The 20,750-nt window shown below is 29.7% G+C and carries 20 protein-coding genes; 18 read left to right on the forward strand and 2 right to left on the reverse strand.

Annotation, left to right across the window (positions count from 1 at the left end; all coding sequences use genetic code 11):
* Positions 1–9: 9 nt before the first annotated feature.
* The 7 genes from ortA to FQB35_RS06720 all read left to right on the forward strand — a co-directional run bounded on the left by ortA (position 10) and on the right by FQB35_RS06720 (position 7,262).
* Positions 10–318 carry a 2-amino-4-oxopentanoate thiolase subunit OrtA gene (ortA, locus tag FQB35_RS06690; protein ID WP_148809241.1) on the forward strand — a complete coding sequence of 103 codons (309 nt, stop codon included), beginning with the start codon at positions 10–12 and terminating at the stop codon, positions 316–318.
* Positions 311–1,735, forward strand: a complete 1,425-nt coding sequence (gene ortB, locus FQB35_RS06695) for a 2-amino-4-oxopentanoate thiolase subunit OrtB (RefSeq protein WP_148809242.1) — start codon at positions 311–313, stop codon at positions 1,733–1,735. The genes ortA and ortB overlap by 8 nt, the downstream gene beginning before the upstream one ends.
* A gap of 83 nt (positions 1,736–1,818) precedes the next feature.
* Positions 1,819–2,199, forward strand: coding sequence for an ornithine aminomutase subunit alpha (locus FQB35_RS06700; RefSeq protein ID WP_148809243.1), 381 nt, complete (start codon positions 1,819–1,821; stop codon positions 2,197–2,199).
* The gene (oraE, locus tag FQB35_RS06705) at positions 2,196–4,412 is read left to right on the forward strand and encodes a D-ornithine 4,5-aminomutase subunit OraE (RefSeq protein WP_148809244.1); all 2,217 of its coding nucleotides are present in this window, start codon (positions 2,196–2,198) and stop codon (positions 4,410–4,412) included. Before FQB35_RS06700 ends, oraE begins: the two co-directional genes overlap by 4 nt.
* Positions 4,402–5,760, forward strand: coding sequence for a GlmL-related ornithine degradation protein (locus FQB35_RS06710; protein ID WP_148809245.1), 1,359 nt, complete (start codon positions 4,402–4,404; stop codon positions 5,758–5,760). The genes oraE and FQB35_RS06710 overlap by 11 nt, the downstream gene beginning before the upstream one ends.
* Positions 5,761–5,815: 55 nt before the next feature.
* Positions 5,816–6,874, forward strand: a complete 1,059-nt coding sequence (gene orr / locus FQB35_RS06715) for an ornithine racemase Orr (protein ID WP_148810781.1) — start codon at positions 5,816–5,818, stop codon at positions 6,872–6,874.
* 115 nt (positions 6,875–6,989) lie between these two features.
* The gene (locus tag FQB35_RS06720; RefSeq protein ID WP_207707359.1) at positions 6,990–7,262 is read left to right on the forward strand and encodes a DUF3343 domain-containing protein; all 273 of its coding nucleotides are present in this window, start codon (positions 6,990–6,992) and stop codon (positions 7,260–7,262) included.
* Between the two features lie 84 nt (positions 7,263–7,346).
* On the opposite strand, the gene FQB35_RS06725 is transcribed toward FQB35_RS06720, so the two are convergent.
* On the reverse strand, positions 7,347–8,882 hold the full coding sequence (locus FQB35_RS06725) for a hypothetical protein (protein WP_148809247.1): 1,536 nt from the start codon (positions 8,880–8,882) through the stop codon (positions 7,347–7,349).
* Between the two features lie 190 nt (positions 8,883–9,072).
* On the opposite strand from FQB35_RS06725, the gene FQB35_RS06730 reads away from it, so the two are divergent.
* Positions 9,073–9,885: a hypothetical protein gene (locus FQB35_RS06730; protein WP_148809248.1), complete on the forward strand. Its 813-nt coding sequence runs from the start codon at positions 9,073–9,075 to the stop codon at positions 9,883–9,885.
* A 112-nt stretch (positions 9,886–9,997) separates the two neighbouring features.
* Here FQB35_RS06730 and FQB35_RS06735 read toward each other — a convergent pair whose 3' ends face one another.
* Positions 9,998–11,344 (reverse strand): hypothetical protein, encoded by a 1,347-nt coding sequence (locus FQB35_RS06735; protein ID WP_207707360.1) that lies wholly within the window; start codon positions 11,342–11,344, stop codon positions 9,998–10,000.
* Between the two features lie 234 nt (positions 11,345–11,578).
* Between FQB35_RS06735 and FQB35_RS06740 the strand changes: the two genes are divergently transcribed.
* From FQB35_RS06740 to mnmA, 10 genes are all read left to right on the forward strand, one after another.
* Positions 11,579–12,331, forward strand: coding sequence for a hypothetical protein (locus FQB35_RS06740; protein ID WP_148809250.1), 753 nt, complete (start codon positions 11,579–11,581; stop codon positions 12,329–12,331).
* Between the two features lie 49 nt (positions 12,332–12,380).
* The gene (locus tag FQB35_RS06745; protein WP_148809251.1) at positions 12,381–13,373 is read left to right on the forward strand and encodes a glycosyltransferase family 4 protein; all 993 of its coding nucleotides are present in this window, start codon (positions 12,381–12,383) and stop codon (positions 13,371–13,373) included.
* Positions 13,374–13,569: 196 nt separating this feature from the next.
* A complete protein-coding gene (rfbF, locus tag FQB35_RS06750; RefSeq protein WP_148809252.1) occupies positions 13,570–14,340 on the forward strand; it encodes a glucose-1-phosphate cytidylyltransferase in 771 nt (256 codons plus the stop codon).
* The gene (locus tag FQB35_RS06755; protein ID WP_148809253.1) at positions 14,337–15,314 is read left to right on the forward strand and encodes a GDP-mannose 4,6-dehydratase; all 978 of its coding nucleotides are present in this window, start codon (positions 14,337–14,339) and stop codon (positions 15,312–15,314) included. The genes rfbF and FQB35_RS06755 overlap by 4 nt, the downstream gene beginning before the upstream one ends.
* Positions 15,315–15,350: 36 nt before the next feature.
* Complete coding sequence (locus FQB35_RS06760; RefSeq protein WP_148809254.1) at positions 15,351–16,268, forward strand: glycosyltransferase family protein; 918 nt, start codon at positions 15,351–15,353, stop codon at positions 16,266–16,268.
* A gap of 16 nt (positions 16,269–16,284) precedes the next feature.
* On the forward strand, positions 16,285–17,214 hold the full coding sequence (locus tag FQB35_RS06765) for a hypothetical protein (RefSeq protein ID WP_148809255.1): 930 nt from the start codon (positions 16,285–16,287) through the stop codon (positions 17,212–17,214).
* Positions 17,215–17,456: 242 nt separating this feature from the next.
* On the forward strand, positions 17,457–17,906 hold the full coding sequence (locus tag FQB35_RS06770; protein WP_148809256.1) for an RrF2 family transcriptional regulator: 450 nt from the start codon (positions 17,457–17,459) through the stop codon (positions 17,904–17,906).
* A gap of 19 nt (positions 17,907–17,925) precedes the next feature.
* Positions 17,926–19,107 (forward strand): cysteine desulfurase NifS, encoded by a 1,182-nt coding sequence (gene nifS / locus FQB35_RS06775; RefSeq protein ID WP_148809257.1) that lies wholly within the window; start codon positions 17,926–17,928, stop codon positions 19,105–19,107.
* The gene (gene nifU, locus FQB35_RS06780; RefSeq protein ID WP_148809258.1) at positions 19,107–19,550 is read left to right on the forward strand and encodes a Fe-S cluster assembly scaffold protein NifU; all 444 of its coding nucleotides are present in this window, start codon (positions 19,107–19,109) and stop codon (positions 19,548–19,550) included. The genes nifS and nifU overlap by 1 nt, the downstream gene beginning before the upstream one ends.
* 75 nt (positions 19,551–19,625) lie before the next feature.
* A complete protein-coding gene (mnmA, locus tag FQB35_RS06785; RefSeq protein WP_148810782.1) occupies positions 19,626–20,729 on the forward strand; it encodes a tRNA 2-thiouridine(34) synthase MnmA in 1,104 nt (367 codons plus the stop codon).
* Positions 20,730–20,750 lie beyond the last annotated feature (21 nt).

Raw genomic sequence — 20,750 nt, forward strand, 5'->3', positions numbered from 1 at the left:
GGTATAAAAATGAAAGCGAGTAAGGGAGACTGGGTATTAATTCATAATATTGTTTTATGTTCTAACGAAAGAGCACCACAAGTGCCTGATGATACAAAAAAAGTTCCTCTTGAATCATGGGTAAAAGGTTTTTTACAGCATGATGCAGAAGTTGGAGAGGAAGTGCAAGTGAGAACGATTACAGGAAGATTAGAAAAAGGAAAACTAATAGATGTAAATCCAACCTATAAGCATAATTATGGAAATTTTGTACCAGAGCTTCTTCAAATAGGAATAAAACTTAGAAAAATCCTATATGGAGGTGAAGCAAATGAATAGAGATGTAAGTTACGCAGGGATAATGTCAAGACGTAACGAAATAATGAAAAAAGCTATAGGAATAGATTATAAAGCATTTGAATCAGGTTCTATTGCTTTTGATTACGAAAAAATGATGAGAGAAACGGGATATACGCTTGAAGAAATGCAGAAAATTCAAGGAAATGCAGGGGTTGGAAATACACCTCTTTTAGAATTGAAAAATCTAACAAAACTATCTAGAGAAATAGCACCGAAGGGAAAAGGTGCTAGAATTTTCATAAAAGATGAAGCTGCTAATCCTTCAGGAAGTTTTAAGGCTAGAAGAGCAGCAAATGCAGTTTATCATGCAAAAAGACTAGGATATAAGGGAGTTATTGCAGCTACTAGTGGAAATTATGGTGCTGCTGTAGCAAGTCAAGCAGCAATAAATGGGCTTAAATGTATTATTGTACAGGAATGTTATGACAGTAAAGGTATGGGGCAGCCAGAAATTATTGAGAAAGCTAGAAAATGTGAGGCCTATGGTGCAGAAGTTGTGCAGCTTACTGTTGGACCAGAATTATTCTATACATTTCTAAAGTTATTGGAAGAAACAGGATATTTTAATGCTTCATTATATTCACCTTTTGGTATAGCAGGTGTTGAAACTCTTGGTTATGAAATAGCAATGCAATTTAGAGAAAAAGAAGGTAGAGACCCAGATGTAGTTGTATGTACAAATGCAGGTGGGGGAAATTTAACAGGAACAGCTCGTGGTTTAATAAAAGCAGGTGCAGATGGAGTAGAAGTAGTTGGAGCAAGCGTAAACTTAAAAGGATTACATATGGCTAGTGATATGCAATTTAATAAAAAATCTTTTACAACAGGACATACAGGATTTGGAATCCCTTTTGCTACATGGCCTGATAGATCAGATGTGCCAAGATCAGCAGCACGTCCACTAAGATATATAGATAGATATGTTACTATTACACAAGGAGAAGTATTTTATATGACAGAAGCTCTTGCACAAATTGAAGGATTAGAAAGAGGACCAGCAGGGAATACATCTTTAGCTGCTGCATTTAGTATTGCACAAGAGCTAGATGAAAACCAAATTATTGTTGTGCAGGAAACGGAATATACAGGAGCAGGTAAACATATTCAGCCTCAATTATCTTTTGCAAAAGATAATGGAATACATATAAGATTTGGCAATCCAAATGAAGAGGTTCCAGGAGAAAATATTATATTGCCAGAACATCCCAAATTGATAAAAGCTAAAGATTTAGATTTAGATAAGCTAAAGAGATCATACATTCATCATTGTGTTGAAATATATGAAAAAAAAGAAATTAGTTTAGAGGATTTAGAATTTTTAGTGCAAGATACAAAATCTAGCGTTGAATTTGTAAAAAAAGCTTTAAGTGAAAAAGACGTTATAGTTCTAGAATAAATAAAGGAGTAAGAGTAAATGTAAAGTAAGTTATCAATTTTGCTTACTAATTCTGTTAATTAAATAAGAATGGGGGAGAAATTTTGAAAGCATATTTAAAGAGAGAAGATGATTTTCAAGCTAGAAGAAAGCATCTAGCAAATCTTTCTGATGAAGAATTAAAGAAACGGTTTTGGGAGTTAGCAGAAAAAGCTGTAGATCCTTTACTAGAGCTTGCTAGAACACACACTTCACCATCAATAGAGCGTTCAGTGCTTTTGAGAATGGGATTTTCAAGTTTGGAAGCAAAGCCATTAGTTGAAGGAGCAATTGCTAGAGGACTAATAGGAAAAGGTGTAGGACATATTGTATATAGAATTGCTAAAGAGAAAAATATCCCTCTTAGACAGGCAGGTCTTGAAATGATTGAAGGAAAGCATTGGGACGATGCTGTAGCAATCTTTAGAGGAGGGATTGAGGAATGAAAAAATTGGATATCAATAAAAAATTAGACGTTAGAGAGATTTTAGATGATTTAGAGAACTATAGACCAAAGAGAAGAGGATGGACTTGGAGAGAAAAGATAGATAATCTTCAAATTGGACCACATACATATAATGATTGTTCAAAACCTTTAAAGAATTCTATTGGAATTCCTGCTGCTGTACAATACTTTGATAATTTAGATCCCCAGCCAAAGGAGACTATTACTACAGAAATTGCTTCAGGTAGATTTGAAGATGATATTAGAAGAATGAGAATGGCTGCATGGCATGGTGCAGATCATATGATGGTAATTAGAACTGCTGGTCAATCTCACTTTGATGGTCTTATAGAAGGAACACCACAGGGGATAGGGGGTATTCCTGTTACAAGAAAACAAATTAGGGCACAAAGAAAAGCTATAGATTTAATAGAAGAAGAGGTAGGAAGACCAATAAATTATCATTCATATGTTAGTGGTGTTGCAGGACCTGAAGTAGCAGTTATGTTTGCAGAAGAAGGAGTAAATGGTGCTCATCAAGACCCTCAATATAATGTTCTTTATAGAAATATTAACATGATTAGATCTTTTGTAGATGCAGCAGAATCTAAAAAAGTAATGGCATGGGCAGATATAGCTCAAATTGATGGTGCGCATAATGCTAATGCAACTGCAAGGGATGCTTGGAAAGTCATGCCTGAATTAATTGTCCAACATGCAATAAATGCGATTTTTTCTTATAAAGCTGGTATGAAGAAAGAAAATATCTGTCTTTCAACAGTGCCACCTTCAGCTTCTCCTGTACCTTGTATGAAATATGATCTTCCATATGCTGTAGCATTAAGAGATTTTTTATCTGAATATAAGATGAGAGCACAACAAAACACAAAATATATAACTTCTTCATCAAGGGAAGCTACTGTGACTCATGTTATGAATATGATGATTTCTAAGCTTACAAGGGCTGATATTCAGTCAACAATTACACCTGATGAAGGAAGAAATGTTCCATGGCATATGTATAATATAGAAGCTTGTGATACAGCAAAGCAAACACTTGTAGGATTAGATGGTTTAATGGATATGGTAGAAATTAAGAAGGATGGATATTTACCTAAAAAAGTTAGAGAATTAAAAGAAAGAGCAGTATTGTTTTTAGAAGAACTTATTGAAGTTGGTGGATATTTTGAAGCAGTAGAAAAAGGGTTTTTTGTTGATTCAGGTATGTATCCAGAAAGAAATGGTGATGGCATAGGAAGAAAAATTAATGGTGGGATAGGTGCAGGAACAGTTTTTGAAAGAGATGAAGACTATATGGCACCTGTAACAGCTCATTTTGGTTATAATAATGTTGCCCAGTATGATCCTGATGCGATAGATAATCCATCAAGCTTAATAGGTGGTTGTACTTTTGAAAAACCAGAAAAAATAGTTTATATTGATGAATTAGATGAAAATGATAATGTATATATTCGGTTAGATGAAACTGAAAAGTATAGAAATTCTAATCTTATTAAACCAGAAGTAGAATGGCTAGCTGATGGAACTGTTCAAGTTGAGCTATTTCTCCCAACAAGTAAGAGAATTGCAGAATTTGCTGCATTAGAATTTGCTAAGAAAATGAATCTTTCAGACCCTGAGGTTATACATTCTGAGGTTATGCATCCATCGGAGGGAACAAGAATACAATTAAAAGGGAAACTTGATTTTGATGTTGATATTACTAAATTAGATATTCCTCCAGAAGCTGAAGTGCTTAGTGATGAAGAACTGTGGGCTGAGATTGAAAGAAAACCTATGAAGGTTGTAGCTGCAACTGTTGGAGAAGATGAACACTCTGTTGGACTTCGTGAAGTTATTGATATTAAACATGGAGGTATAGAAAAATGGGGTATAGAAGTTGAGTACCTTGGAACTTCCTGTCCTGTAGAAAAACTTGTAGATGCAGCTATCGAACTTAATGCTGATGCGATTTTAGCATCTACAATTATTAGTCATGATGATATTCACTATAAAAATATGAAAAGAATTCATGAATTGTGTGTAGAAAAAGGAATAAGGGATAAGATTATAATTGCTTGTGGGGGTACACAAGTTACACCTGAAATAGCTGTAAAGCAAGGAGTAGATGCTGGATTTGGCAGAGGATCTAAAGGAATTCATGTGGCTACATTTCTTGTTAAAAAAAGAAAGGAAATGAACAATGAAAGTTGATATTTTAGTTGCTGAGATTGGAAGTACAACTACAGTAATAAATGCTTTTTCAAATATTAATACTGATAATCCAAAATTTTTAGGGCAAGGGCAGGCTCCTACTACGGTATTAGAGGGAGATGTGAATGTTGGCTTACAAGGAGCGATAGAAGATTTAAAAAGAAATTTAGGAATAACTACATTATCCTATAAAGAAATGTTAGCAACAAGTAGTGCAGCAGGTGGACTTAAAATGACTGTTCATGGATTGGTTTATGATATGACAGCACGTGCTGCAAAAGAAGCTGCTTTAGGAGCAGGAGCTATTATTCATAAGGTTACTGGGGGAAAACTAAGAAGAACGGATATAAAGAAAATAAAAGAAATAAAACCCAATCTACTCCTTCTTGCGGGAGGAGTAGATTATGGGGAAAGAGACACAGCGCTTCATAATGCTGAGTTAATTGCTAATGCAGGAATTGATACGCCAATTATTTATGCTGGAAATATTGAAAATCAAGAAGAAATACGTGAGATATTTAAAGATAAGTCCAACAAGTTATATGTAGTAGATAATGTGTATCCTAAAATAGATCAATTAAATATCGAACCTACTAGAAAAGTTATTCAACAAGCCTTTGAAGAACATATTATTCATGCCCCAGGAATGTCAAGAGTAAGACAATTAGTCACAGGACCAATTATTCCAACACCAGGAGCAGTAATGGAAGCATCAAAGGTATTAAAAGAAGCTATTGGAGATTTAATTACTTTAGATGTAGGGGGAGCAACTACTGATCTTCATTCAGTTACAGAAGGCAGTGAGGAAATTAATAGAATTCTTATTAGTCCTGAACCTATTGCAAAAAGGACGGTAGAAGGAGACTTAGGTGTCTATGTGAATGTGAAAAATATTGTTGAAAGAATAGGAAAAGATAAATTAGAAGAAGAAATGGGCTGCGATGTAGATGAATTACTGCAAGATCATAAACCAATACCAGATACACCAAGACTAAAACGATTTGTTGAAATTCTTACAACGGAGGCCGTTTTAACTGCCGTATGTAGGCACGCAGGAAAACTTAGAAATCTATTTGGACCAACTGGCAAAAAAATATTTGCAGAAGGGAAAGACCTTACTAATGTAAAGTGGATTATAGGGACAGGAGGAGCATTGACAAGACTACCTAATAGAATAGAAATTTTAAAAAAAATTGCGATTCAAAATAAAGGAGATTATCTATTGCCTAATAAAGAAGCAAAGATATTGATAGATAATCACTATATTATGGCATCATTAGGTGTGTTGTCAAAAAAATATCCAGAAACAGCTTTATATTTAATGAAGCAAAGCTTAGAAATAGAGTAATGACAGCCGGGGGATATCCCGGCTGTTAATTTAAGGGGAGGGAAAGAATTTGAATATATGTCCTAGAGTCGAAGTTAATTTAAGTAAGATCAGACATAATACAAGAGTGATAACGAAGCTGTGTAGCAAGTTAAATATTCAAGTAGCAGGAGTAACAAAGGTATTTTGTGCTATGCCAGAGATTGTACAGGCAATGATAGATGGTGGCATAGAAATGCTTGCTGATTCAAGAATAGAGAATTTAAAGAAGCTAGATAATTTTAAAATACCAAAGATTCTTTTAAGATTACCTATGAAAAGTCAAGCAATGGAAGTAATTAAATATGCAGATATTAGCCTAAATTCTGAATTAGCTACTATAGAGGAACTTTCACGAGCTGCTCGAAAAGAGAAAAAAATTCATAATATTATCCTTATGATAGATTTAGGAGATTTAAGGGAGGGAGTGTGGAAAGATAAAATATTAGATACAGTAAAGGAGATATTAAAATTAGATCAAATTAAATTAATAGGGATTGGAACTAATTTAACTTGTTACGGAGGTGTAATTCCTGATAATAAAAATTTAGGAATGTTAGTAGAAATATCAAATCAGATAGAAAAAGAATTTAATATTTCTTTAGAAATTATATCAGGAGGAAATTCAAGTAGCTTATATTTGATAGAAAAAGGAGAAATGCCAAAAAAAATAAATCATTTAAGGCTAGGAGAAGCGATTGTATTAGGCAGAGAAACAGCCTATGGACATATCATAAAAAATACATTTAAAGATGCATTCACATTTGTTGCAGAAATCATAGAATTAAAGGAAAAACCTTCTGTACCTATAGGTGAAATTGGTTTAGATGCATTTGGAAATAAACCAACCTTTACAGATAATGGAATTCGAAAAAGAGCTATTCTTGCGGTAGGAAGACAGGATGTATTAGTAGATAATATAACTCCTTTCAATAGAAAAATCAAAATTCTTGGAGCAAGTAGTGATCATTTAATTATTGATGTAACTGATTGTGAAGAAGAATATGCTATTGGAGATGAAATAAGATTTCAAGTTGAATATGGTGCATTACTTCAATTAATGACTTCAGGATATGTGTATAAAGAAATTCAATAACCCATATGATGTGGGTTATTTATATTTGTATATTTAGTTTATTTAAACTATACCATGTCATTTTACTATTTATAAGAATATAATGGTACAAAAAACTAAAATGGAGTTGATAAGTGTGGTAAAAAATAATGAAAAATACGTGATTATTTTTTCATCTAATTATCATGGATATTATATTGAACAACTGTTTAAAAGAAATGAGATTAAGAACACATTAAGGAAAGCACCTATATCCATAGCAAAATCATGTCATTATGCTATTTATATACAAGATAAAGATTTAGAAAAAGCATTAGAATTGTTGAAAAATTCTAGAATATCCCCTCAAGGAATCTATGAAATTATTGAAATATCTGGTTATATAACTTATAAGAAGTTGCATATATAATAAATTTTTCAATAGAAAATAGAAACAGACATACACGAAAGTATGTCTAAAAATATAAAAAATAATCATTAATTATAAATTTTATTAAAACAAGCGTTTAAACAAACTCATATTTTTAAGATTTTCAATTTCTTTTTTTAGTATATTATTTTGTGTATATAATTCTTCAATATCTAATTTTAATTTTTCCAGTTGTGTCTGATAAATTTGTATCTTGTTTAATAAATCTTTATTTTTTAATTCACTTAATTTATAATCTGATAGTATTTTATCATAATCTTTTTTTAGTTTTTCAATATTGTTTTTATAACTCGTATTTTTTTCATTATTTTTATAAATAGTGTTAATGTAATTTTTGTTTTGTAAATTCAATCGTTTTACTTCTTCCTTCAAATAAGAGATATTGCTTTCTAAAGACTTCAAAAGATTATTTTTCATTACTAATTCTTGATTTTTTTTGTATAATTCTAATTTTAACTTTTTTATGGAGTCAATAGATATATTATTTTTGTCTGTGGAGAGTATTTCATTTTTATTTAAATTATTATTTCTTGAAGTCATAGAAAAATTTTGATTTGTTTCCTTATTATATAAGGGATGCTTTGTTACTTGTATAGTTATAGGTGTAATATTAGCTAGACTTTCAGATAAAATATAATTTGCATTATATTTTACAAATGAATTATTAGTAGGTTGAACGATTTTTACTAAATGAATAGAATCAGAGAATAATTTTAATGTTTCAGAATTTGTCCAAGTTGAATAACTGTTTGTAATGTTTGTAGTTTTGGCTGAATAATAAATGTGTTTTTTTGTAATTCCATAACAAATCATTAGGTTATCTTGATAAAAAAATTGATGTCGTATAAATGGAGTATCCATTTCGAAAATTTTTGTTAAATTCGAAGTGGTGTTTTTTTTGCTATTGTAATAAATATATTTTACACAATAGTTTTTTTTATGTTTATCGATCCAACTTATATGGACGAGTCCATCTATATCAATAATGGCATCTAAGTAAAAATAATTCAAAAATATACTATTACATAGAAAAACAGGATGAGTCCATTCATAAGATTTAGTAGTTAAGGTTATCATTAGCAAATCATAAATCATATTATTGTTGCTTAAATATATTAAATATAGGTGAGAATGTATGTCTTTAATGAGTATGTAAGGTTTTATGTTCTTTTTTAAATAAATGCGATTAAGCACCTTTTTTTTCCAATTGTCATTTTCTTTATAGTAAGAAACAATAGACCACAAGTTAGGATCGGATAAGTTATGCCAGCAAAATAAAATGTAAGGAGAATCAAATAGAAATTTAATGCTAATATGTTTAAATATTTCTAAATGAATATCTACTTCATATAATAAATGACTAGTCCATATTTCTCCATCATAATAATAATAAATGAATTTTCCATTGCAGTCTAAAACGATCATACCGATATTGCCATTAGAGTCAATATCAATATCAAATTCTAATATATCATTATTACAAACTTGGATTTTTTCATTGTTAATAAAATAATTAATTCCAATATGTGAATCTGAAGAAAAATGCATAATATCGTTGTTTGTATATAAAAGTATGTTTGTAGTTTTGTTTATAGACATTTATATCACCTACCTTAGTTATATATATTAATAGTAAATCTACTTTATGTTAAATATTTTATGAGTAAATTTTTGATCTTTAATCACCAAAATAGAGGGATATACATAATATACAAGTAGAACAATAACATTAAATGGTTACTTAGAATTATTATTGAAATTATTTTATGAAAGTAAAGGGGGAAAATATATGTATAAGTCAACATCTTGTGGAACTAGTATGTATACTCCAGGAGTAATTCCAGAAGAATTAAGGGAGCAGTTTGGAAATGCATGTGAGTTAGTATGCGTTCAGGTTCCTAAAGTTTATGATTCATGTTTATTAAGAACATGTTTGGTAGGGGATCCCGACAAAGAAAAAACAGAAGATGGAATCTATTTTGATTCTGATTTACGCGTTAGAATAGATTGTAGTGCAGATGGTATAGTTAATCCAAGAGTAATTGGTCTTGTTCCTGGGTCATTTAAAATTATCAGCAAAAAACCTGTTGCTTCAGACCCAGATAGAAAGTTTATTAGTTTCACATATCAATTGAAAATACTATATGACGTAGTATTCGATGATGGTACAGTATCTAGAGATAATGAACTATTACTAAGAAGAAGTGAAACGGTTGGACCTTTATATTGTCCCGATTCAAAAGCAATTATTAGAGAATCAAAAGTAGATCAATCAGGTACAATTCATCCAGCAACAGATGAAGATGATGAAATTGTAAAATTAGAAATTATAGCAAGAGTACTTGATGTTCAAATTGAGAGAGAGTGTACCTGTACTTGCGATCCCTATGATGATGTATGCTATGCAGTCTTTACAGTAGGAATTTATCACATTATTAAATGTGAATTAATAGTACAGCTAGTTATTCCAGCATTTGGATTCTGTCCACCACCACCACCATGTGAAAGAATGGGAGAGGCTTGTGAGCAATTTAATCAAGAATTACCACCAGATTTCTTCCCACCACAACTTGATCAATTTATTACTGGACCTGGAGTATAATACAAATTTACAGAAAAACAGAAGGGGATGTTCTATATTTGAACATCTTCTTCTGTTTTGTATTTAATATGGTAAATATTTGCATAACTTAGAAATAAACTTAGTAAAAATATTATTTTAATAGATTTTTTAATTTTGTCCAAAAATGATTATTTGTGTTTTGAATGTTTATATGAAGTGTTGAAAGTAATTGTATAATTTCGTTCATTTTCCATTCATTTATTTCTAGTTGTTTATTTATATCATTGAGCAATTTATTTACAATATCTTGTTTGTTTTTAATGTCTTCAAGGATATCTGTTGATTTTTGTAATTGGGAATCTATACTTAACATTTCTTTATCTTCGTTTTTTGGGGATTCTTTTGACAAGTTTTTACAAACACAAATCTCTGTACTATTATATGTATTTGTTGAGTTATTTTTAGGTAGTATTACATCTAGTCCAATTATAAAAAATTCATAATTTATTTGTAGTCCATAACTAATAGGCATTTTAAGTTGTGTCCATGATTTATAATTATTTCCGATTATAGAAATTGGAAATAATTTGAGATTATAATTAGATTGAATTTTTTCAGGTTGACTATATGTATTATCTAATAAGTTTATAGTATTTGAAAAATAAGAATTGTTTTGTTTCCATAAAACTTTTAGATTGTTACCGTCTTGAAAAATGAAAGGATGAGTGCTATTAGAGCCTTCATTAGATAATCGTTTGATTTCTGACCAATAGTTTTTAGATGAATTAATTTTAGTATTATGTAGATAGAATATCTCTAGATTATTGTTATAAAATCCGGACCACGTAATATGTGTACCATTTTTACTATCACAAAATATAAATGGATGTGAATTGTCTTGCGAAATATGGCTTACTCTTATAGGCATACTCCATGTATTGTATGTAGTGTTGTATTTACAATAATATATTTGATATTTTTTATCATATAAAGATTTAAAAACAATATGAATATTATGATAAGGATCGATATCTGAATGAAAAGGTAAATCATATTTTTCAGAGATAATATCACATACTTTCTTATTCACCCATGATTCATTATTCCAATAATGGTGTTTTAATGTCCAAAGATTAGAATGAATAATATTTGAAATGGCTATTAATATATGAATTTTGTTATTGACAATAAATAGCTTTAAGTTTTTGAACTTGTAAGATTTTGCATTATATTTTGTTAGACATCTACAATCCCATTTGTTATCTCTATAGATACAATATTTTAAATCACCTAAAGAAGAAATACTAACAAGATGAAATATACCAGAATCATCTATATCTACACAATAATCTATTATATTTTCAGTAATTTTAACCGTTGAGTAGATTTCCTTATTTTTAATGATATTCATATATACGTTTTTGTTTTCCGTGTAAAAATAATATATAAATCCTGACTTGCTATAATGGATATATTGTATATTAGAAGTAAATTCCATTAAAATACACCTCCAGTTTGTATATAGATTTGTCCTATTATAATGTATTTGTAAAAAATAAAAAAATGATATGTAATATAAGTTTTATATAAATTTTTGAAAATTATAATTTATATAAATCTAATATTTAATAATGAAAATAAATTTTAAATCATATGATAGTATGAGAGAGATTATGATAAAAGTACAGTTTGTATAATGCATAAATATATAAAAAGAAAGGGGACATGATAGATGGAGAAGAGTATTTCTCATACTAATCAATCAATACATCGTAAAATTACTGAACCTGCTCCATATTCTACATATGATAGTCATATAAACATACAGACTAATATAAAACAATCCAAACAAGACATGACAGAACCAATATGTATTTTAGCTGATAAGGTTTACTCTTATTGTCAGCAAAGAGATTGTTTTCCAAGGTTTAGGATGGAGACATCAAATAAAGGAGAAGAACTTCAATTCATCGGAATAAATTTCCAAGAAGGATATATATCTGAAGGAACGTTAAAAGTAACACCAATAGGACCTAAAAGACCCAATTTTTCAAGAGTAAAGTTTATCTTAAAAATTCCTTTTACAATAAAATTAAGAAATGCTTCATCTGGTGATATTGTGAGTATGAATGGTTTATTGCCAGATATGATAAAAGATGTTGTTCTATTTATGCCAGAAGCAAGAAATGAATTTAATTACAGAATTGTTGTGGAAACACGTTCAGAAGTTTTAGCACCTCCAGAAATTATTGATAATCATATTGAAATTCCAATAGGAGTATTATCAGTAATTAGAGTGGTTGGAAGGGTTCATTTATTGATACCAGTCTATAGTTTGCAGCTTGAACCACCTGAAGCTGAGAATTTTGAAGAATCTGAAAAATCTATAAGCCAAGAGTTTGATAATCGTCCATTTCCAGATGATTTTTTTCCACCTCAATTTGAAGATTTAGATATTGGTATACAGATGCTTAAGAAAGAATAATCATTATATCTTAAGTTTTAAGTCCTTAAAATTTCAAAAGGGTGATTTAATGAACGTATTATTTCAAATAAGAAAAGATTATTTAAGTAATATTGCAGGAGATAGTATTATAATGCAAAATCTAAAAAAAAATTTAATAAATTTTGGAATAAGGATAGATGTTTGCACTGATACTAAGATAAATCTAAATAAGTATGAAATCGTTCACATTTTTAATACGATAAGAGTACAGGAAAGTTATCAATTTATGAAACATGCAAAAAATAATAATAAAAAAATAGTTTTAACACCAATATACTGGGATTTAAGAAATTATTTTAAAGATACAAAACAGCAAAAAAAACTAGAATCTTGGTATCGTAGTGAAAAAAAGAGGAAATTTTTGTTTGATAATTGTGATATATATTTACCGCATTGCTATAGTGAAGCAGCATTAATTATAAAAAATTACAATACTTCGTCAAAGTATAAATGTATCCCTTATGGGGTAGATGAAAACTTTTCTAATGGAAGTAAGCGTTATCTTATAAATACATATGGAATAGATGATTACATTTTGTGTGTAGGAAGAATCAATTACCAGAAAAATCAGCTTGGTTTAATTAAAGCAATTTCAAAAGAAAAAATACCAATAGTACTAGTAGGTTCTGTTAATGATAAGGATTATCTTAAACAATGTATGAAAGTAAGAAGCGAGAATATATACTTATTAGAAAATATAAAAACATCAGAATTAAATTCAATTTATAAAAGTGCAAGGGTCCATGTGTTACCTAGTTGGCTTGAATACCCAGGCCTTGCAAATCTTGAAGCAGGTATGGCTGGATGTAATGTAGTAACAACAGAGATCGGTTCAACAAAAGAGGTTTTTGGAGAGTTTGTAAGATATTGTAATCCTTATGATAATGAATCCATATACAAAGAAGTTATGGAATCATTTGAAGAAAAAGGAAATGGTTTGTTTAGAGATTTTATTAGAGAAAATTATACATGGAAAAAGGTTGCAAAGAAAATTTTAGAAATTTATTTATCTTTAATATAAAATTCGCATATAGTCAGAACATTTAAGATCATAATGAGGTGATAAGCATTATGTGAAACGATGCTTATCATCTTTTTCAATTTATATATGAAAATTCGTAACAAAATTATCTTTTTACACATAATTTGAATTGAGTAGGTATTATGAAGTTGTACGAGCTGGATTAATACTTAAAAAACCTTAAAGGAGGCGAAAAATGAAAGTCGTAATTTTATGTGGTGGAAAAGGATCAAGAATGAAGGAAATTACAGATGATATACCTAAGCCTTTAGCTATGATTGGAGATAAACCTATATTATGGCATATTATGAAAATTTATTTATATTATGGATTGAATGATTTCGTTTTGTTACTTGGGTATAAAGGAGATAAAATTAAAGAATATTTTATGAACTATTACTGGAAAAATCATAATTTTTTACTAGATAGTGAACAGCAAAGTATACGATTACTGGAAAAACCAGAAAAATGGAAAATTACTTTTATAGATACAGGCATAAATACTATGACAGGAGGAAGAATTAAACAAATACAAAAGTATATTGAAGATGAAACTTTTATGTTAACTTACGGAGATGGTTTAGCAGATATAAACTTAAAAAAATTACTAGATTTTCATAACAGTAAAGGGAAAATTGCTACAGTAACAGGTATAGCAAAGGTAAATCAGTATGGAACTTTACTTGTAGAAAATGATATAGCCAAATCATTTCAAGAAAAACCATATACAAAGGATATAATAAATGGCGGTTTCTTTGTGTTAAATAAAGAGGTTTTTTCATATATAAAAAATGATAGTGATTGCATTTTTGAACAAGAGCCATTAATGAATTTAGCAAAAAATGAACAATTGGCGGTTTATCAACACAAAGGATTTTGGGTAGCTATGGATACGTATAAAGATCTACTAAAGGTGAATGAAATGTGGCAAAATACTAAAGCTCCTTGGAAGGTGTGGTTTAGATGAAAAATACAAATTACTGGCAAGATAGAAATGTTTTTATAACGGGAGCAACAGGATTTTTAGGAAGTTATTTGGCAAAAGAATTGATTGATTTAGGTGCAAACGTTACAGGTTTAGTTAGAGACTGCGTTGCAAATTCAAATGTTTATGAAAATGACTATGCAAATAAAATGAATTGGGTAAGAGGATCTTTAGAGGATTTTTGTGTTTTAGAGAGAGCATTGGCAGAATATGAAATTGATATAGTTTTTCACTTAGCAGCACAAGCCATTGTAGGGATTGCAAATAGAAATCCAGTTTTAACTTTCAAATCCAATATACTAGGTACATGGAATATATTAGATGCCTGTAGACGAAGTCCGTTGATAAAAAGTGTTATTGTTGCATCTACTGATAAAGCTTATGGGGATCAAGAAAGCTTGCCATATAATGAAAGTATGCCTCTACAAGGGAGACATCCTTATGATGTATCTAAAAGTTGTGCTGATTTGATTGCACAATCTTATTATCATACCTATAATTTACCAATATGCATTACACGCTGTGGTAATTTATTTGGAGGAGGAGATCTTAATTTTAATCGTATCATACCGCAGACAATCAAATCTATATTAAACAATGAAGCACCTGTTATTCGAAGTGATGGGACCTTTATAAGAGATTATTTTTATGTTGAAGATGCAGTAAAAGCTTATTTATTATTAGTTGAAAAGATGGAAGAACTTCAGCTATATGGAGAAGCCTTTAATTTTAGCAATGAAACTCAACTAACAGTTTTGGAAATAGTAGATAAAATATTGAAAATTATGGATAGTGATTTAAAACCCATAATTTTGAAGCAGGGAAAAAATGAAATTAAACATCAATATCTTTCAGCTCAAAAAGCAAGAGAAATTTTAAATTGGCAACCTATATTTGATATAGATGAAGGATTATGTAAAACAATTAAATGGTATAAAAGTTATTTTAAACTTTAGTATAGTGAAGAATAATAAAGCACTAGGAGGAAGACAATGAAAAATGGATTTTGTATTATTATGACAAAATATAGATTGTATCAAGGTATAGCTTTATACTATTCTCTAAATACTATTATGAAAAATTTAGAAATATTTATTCTTTGCATAGATGAAGAAACATATGAAATTTTATCAAAACTAAATCTAATAAATACGACTTTAGTCAGTATAGAGGAGATAGAAAATGAAGTTTTATTGAAAAAGAAAATTGAAAGACCATTAAACGCATATTGCTGGACTTTAAAACCAGTATTTTTAGAATATGTAATCAATAAATTTAAAAATATTAACAGAATCACTTATATAGATTCGGATATGTATTTTTTTAATGATCCAAATCCAATTTTTGAAGAAGGTGCTAAGTACTCAGTATTATTGTCTCCACATAATTATACTAGGAGTTTAAAACATCTAGAAAGTATATGTGGAAAATATAACTCTGGATTTATAAGCTTTAAAAAAGATATAGAAGGTTTAAATGCATTAAAATGGTGGAAAGAAAGATGTATTGAATGGTGTTATGATAAGGTTGAAGAAGGTAAGTTTGGAGATCAAAAATATTTAGATAATATACAGTCTATTTTTAACAATACTTATGATATAAAAACGCCTGGTGTAAACATAGGATTTTGGAATCATGGGAGATATAAAACGACAATTATAAATGGAAAAGTATATATTAATAATGTGCAGTTAATATGTTATCATTTTGCAGGACTTAGATTATTAAGTAAAAAAGAAGTTGCTTTTATTATTGGGTTCAAAAAAGAGTTTATTAGAGATATTTATAACCCATATATAAACACACTACAAAATGTAATTTCAAAGGTAAAAGCTATATCAAATTTTAATGGATATTTTATAGATAAAAAACAGGTACAGGGTGCTATTATCCATAGGGTGAATGTTTAAGAGAGGAGAAATTCCTATGAGAAGGTTTCACTTTTCTACCATTGCATCAAATAACTATCTATATAAATTGATTGTAATGTATAAATCCTTAGAGTATTATAATAATGATTTTCATTTACATGTTTTGTGTGTAGATGAAGAAGTTTATAATATACTTTCTAATTTAAAGTTTAAGCATTTAAAATGCTATAAAATATATCATATTCAGGATAAGGATCTGATGAAAGCAAAAGCGAATCGTACACGACAAGAATATGCATGGACATTAAAGCCTGCAATGATGTATTATGTTATGAAAAATTTTTCTAGTGCACAATATTATGCACATATTGATGCTGATATTTGTTTTTACTCGAGTTTAGAAAATATATTTAATGAAAATATTGATGCGTCATTATATTTAACTGACCATAATAATTCGAATAGATTTATGGATACTTACGATGTAACAGGTAGATATAATACTGGTTTTGTTGGTTGTAAGAATAATAATGATGCACTAAGTGCTGTAGTATGGTGGAAAAAACAATGCATAAAGTGGTGTTATAAAGAACCAGATATAAAAGCAAAATTGTTTGGAGATCAAAGATATGTAGAAAGATGGGCTAATCTATTTTCAAATGTGCATATTGTGAACACAAAGGGAGCAAATGTAGCAGTATGGAATATAGATAATTATCATATATCTTATAGAGATGGAGCTATTTATGTGGATGATGATAAGTTAATTTTCTATCATTTTTCAGGTTTAAGCATATATAATTCAAGAGAGTTTAATCTCGCGTGGTTTAAAGGTTTACCTGATTCAGCAGTAAAATTAATATATATACCTTATTTAAACTTGTTATCTGAAGCTATTGAAAATGTTCAAAATATATTTCATAATTTTACAAAAGGATTTACAAGAAAAGGACAAATTCCAGATATTTATTATTATCGACTATAGAAAGTTAAAATGGATCTAATAAAATTTGTATAGATAAAAATAAGTATAGACCTAGATTTATAATAAGATTAACTAGGTGCTATACTTATTTTTGTATGTAGGATGTATACAATACATATTAGATAAAAGTACTTAAAACTAAGAAAAATATTATTGTTGAATGTTGACAAAAATACTTGGGTATAATATACTTAGAATTGAATTCTGAGTAAATCACTTGGGATTTTGAAGGGAGTGATAGAATGAAGCTATCTACCAAAGGAAGATATGGTGTGAAAGCCATGTTTGAATTAGCATTAAGTTATGGTGATGGCCCAATTGCTCTGAATAGTATTGCAGATAAACAAAATCTTTCTGTGCACTATTTAGAACAATTGTTTTCAAATCTTAGAAAAGCAGGTTTGGTAAAGAGTGTTAGAGGAGCACAAGGTGGATATATTCTTGCGCGAAAACCAGAGGATATTACTGTTGGAGATATTATCAGAACTCTTGAAGGGCCACTTGCTCCAGCAGAGTGTGTAATAGAGAATGACTCGAAAGAATGTTATAAGGCAGATTACTGTGTTACAAGAACCATATGGGAAAAAATTCGAGATAGTATAAACAATGTAGTGGATAGTATAACACTACAAGATATGATCAATGATTATAAGAAAATGAATAATAATGATTCATATATGTACTATATATAAACTTCAGGGAGATGATGAAATGAGTAAAAGAGTATATCTTGATTATTCTGCAACAACACCAATGAAAAAAGAAGTATTAGATGAAATGCTACCTTATTTTACAGAGAAATTTGGAAATCCATCTAGTATATATTCTTTTGGTAGAGAAGCAAAACAAGCAGTAGATACAGCAAGAGAAAGAGTAGCAAAATTGATTGGAGCAAAAACTAATGAAATTTATTTTACTGCAGGCGGATCTGAAGCAGATAACTGGGCGATAAAAGGGATTGCTTATGCAAATAAAGATAGAGGAAATCATATTATAACAACAAAAATTGAGCATCATGCAGTACTTCATGTTTGTGAATATTTGGAGAAAAATGGTTTTGATGTGACTTACTTAGATGTAGATAAATATGGATTGATTGATTTAGAAGTATTGAAAAATGCAATTACAGACAAAACAATACTTATTTCTATTATGTTTGCGAATAATGAAATTGGTACAATTCAGCCTATAAAACAAATTGGTCAGATAGCTAAAGAAAGAGGAATAATTTTTCATACAGATGCTGTTCAAGCATTAGGAAATGTAGAAATTGATGTAGATGAATTAAATATTGACTTAATGTCTATGTCTGCTCATAAAATATATGGTCCAAAGGGAATTGGTGCATTGTATATAAGAAAAGGTGTAAAAATACATTCTTTTGTCCATGGGGGAGCACAAGAAAGAAGGAGAAGAGCAGGAACTGAAAATGTTCCAGGAATTGTAGGATTCGGAAAAGCTGCTCTAATGGCTATGGAAAATATGGATCATCACATAAATCATTTAAAAATGTTGAGGGAAAAATTAATAAAAGGTATAATGGAAAAGATAGATTATGTGAGATTAAATGGGCATCCAGAAAAAAGATTACCTGGAAATGTGAATATGGTGTATGAATTTATTGAGGGGGAATCTTTACTATTAAGCTTAGATATGGTTGGTATAGCAGCTTCTAGTGGATCAGCATGTACTTCAGGTTCATTAGATCCATCACATGTTTTAATGGCAATTGGATTACCGCATGAGATTGCACATGGTTCTTTGAGACTAACAATTGGTGATTTTACAACAGAAGAAGATATAGATTATGTGCTAGAACAACTACCTAAAATTGTAGATCGATTAAGACAAATGTCACCATTGTATGAAAACGTAAAGGGAGGACAAAAATAATGTATTCAGAAAAAGTAATGGATCATTTTACTAATCCAAGAAATGTTGGTGAAATAGAAAATGCAGATGGAGTAGGGCAAGTTGGAAATGCTAAATGTGGCGATATTATGAAAATTTATCTAAAAATTGAAAATGATATCATTGAAGATGTGAAATTTAAAACTTTTGGATGTGGATCTGCTATAGCATCGTCAAGTATTGCTACTGAAATGATAAAAGGAAAAACAATTCAAGAAGCATTGGAATTAACAAATAAAGCTGTAGTTGAAGCATTAGGTGGACTTCCAGCTGCAAAAGTACACTGTTCAATTTTGGCAGAACAAGCTGTAAAAGCTGCTTTGCTTGACTATGCACAAAAAAATAATATTGAAATAAAAGGATTAGAGGATTTTAATCCAGACGCAGATCATCATGAGCATCATGATGAAGAAATTGATGAATAAGCCCAGGATTTCCTGGGTTTTATAATTGAATAAAAATTGCATAAAAAAGAAAAAATAAAAGAAGTAGGTGATAAAATGACTTTTTTAGATAAGAAAAAAGTAGTTGTTGGTATGAGTGGTGGAGTAGATAGTTCAGTAGCAGCATATATCTTGCAAAAACAAGGATATGAAGTAATTGGTGTTACAATGCAGGTATGGCCGGATATGGAGGAAGAAGAAGTAGAAAGAGTAGGTGGATGTTGTGGCTTATCAGCAGTTGATGATGCAAGGCGTGTTGCAAATAAACTTGGGATTCCTTTTTATGTAATGAATTTTAAAGACATATTTGAGAAAAAAGTTATAGACTATTTTGTAGATGAATATTTATCAGGAAAGACCCCAAATCCTTGTATTGCATGCAATAAATTTATGAAATTTGATGAATTATTAAGACGTGCGCATAACTTAGGTGCATACTATGTAGCAACAGGACATTATGCAAAAATTGTATATGATGAAAAAATAGATAAATATAAGATAAAAAAATCTAATGCAGTTGCTAAGGATCAAACTTATGCATTATATAACTTTACACAAGAACAATTAAAACATACCTTAATGCCATTAGGAGAATTTTCTTCAAAGGAAGAGGTTCGACAATTAGCATTAGAACTTGGGCTTATAACTGCTTCTAAACCGGATAGTCAAGAAATTTGTTTTGTAAAAGATAATAACTATGGAAAATTTATAGAAGACAGAAAACCTGGGAAAATTGCTCCAGGAGATTTTGTTGATAAAAATGGAAAAGTATTAGGAAAACATAAAGGAATTGTTTATTATACCATTGGGCAAAGAAAAGGATTGGGAATTGCATTAGGAAAGCCAATGTTTGTAGTGGATATTATTCCTGAAAAGAATCAAGTTGTACTAGGAGAAAATGAAGATGTTTTTGGAAGAGAATTGTTAGCTAGTGATGTAAATTTTATTTATTTGAACAGAATAGAAGGCAGTTTACGTGTGAAAGCACAGATTAGATATAATGCAAAACCGGCAGATGCAACAATATATATAGAAAAAGACAACGTAGTACGTGTTGTTTTTGATGATAGTCAAAGAGCAATAACTCCAGGACAGGCTGTAGTATTTTATGATGGAGATTATCTTGTAGGTGGTGGAACTATTACAAAAAAAGTAAGATAATTGAAGTGCACGAATAAGTGC

It is taken from the genome of Crassaminicella thermophila, assembly GCF_008152325.1.
GTDB lineage: Bacteria > Bacillota > Clostridia > Peptostreptococcales > Thermotaleaceae > Crassaminicella_A > Crassaminicella_A thermophila.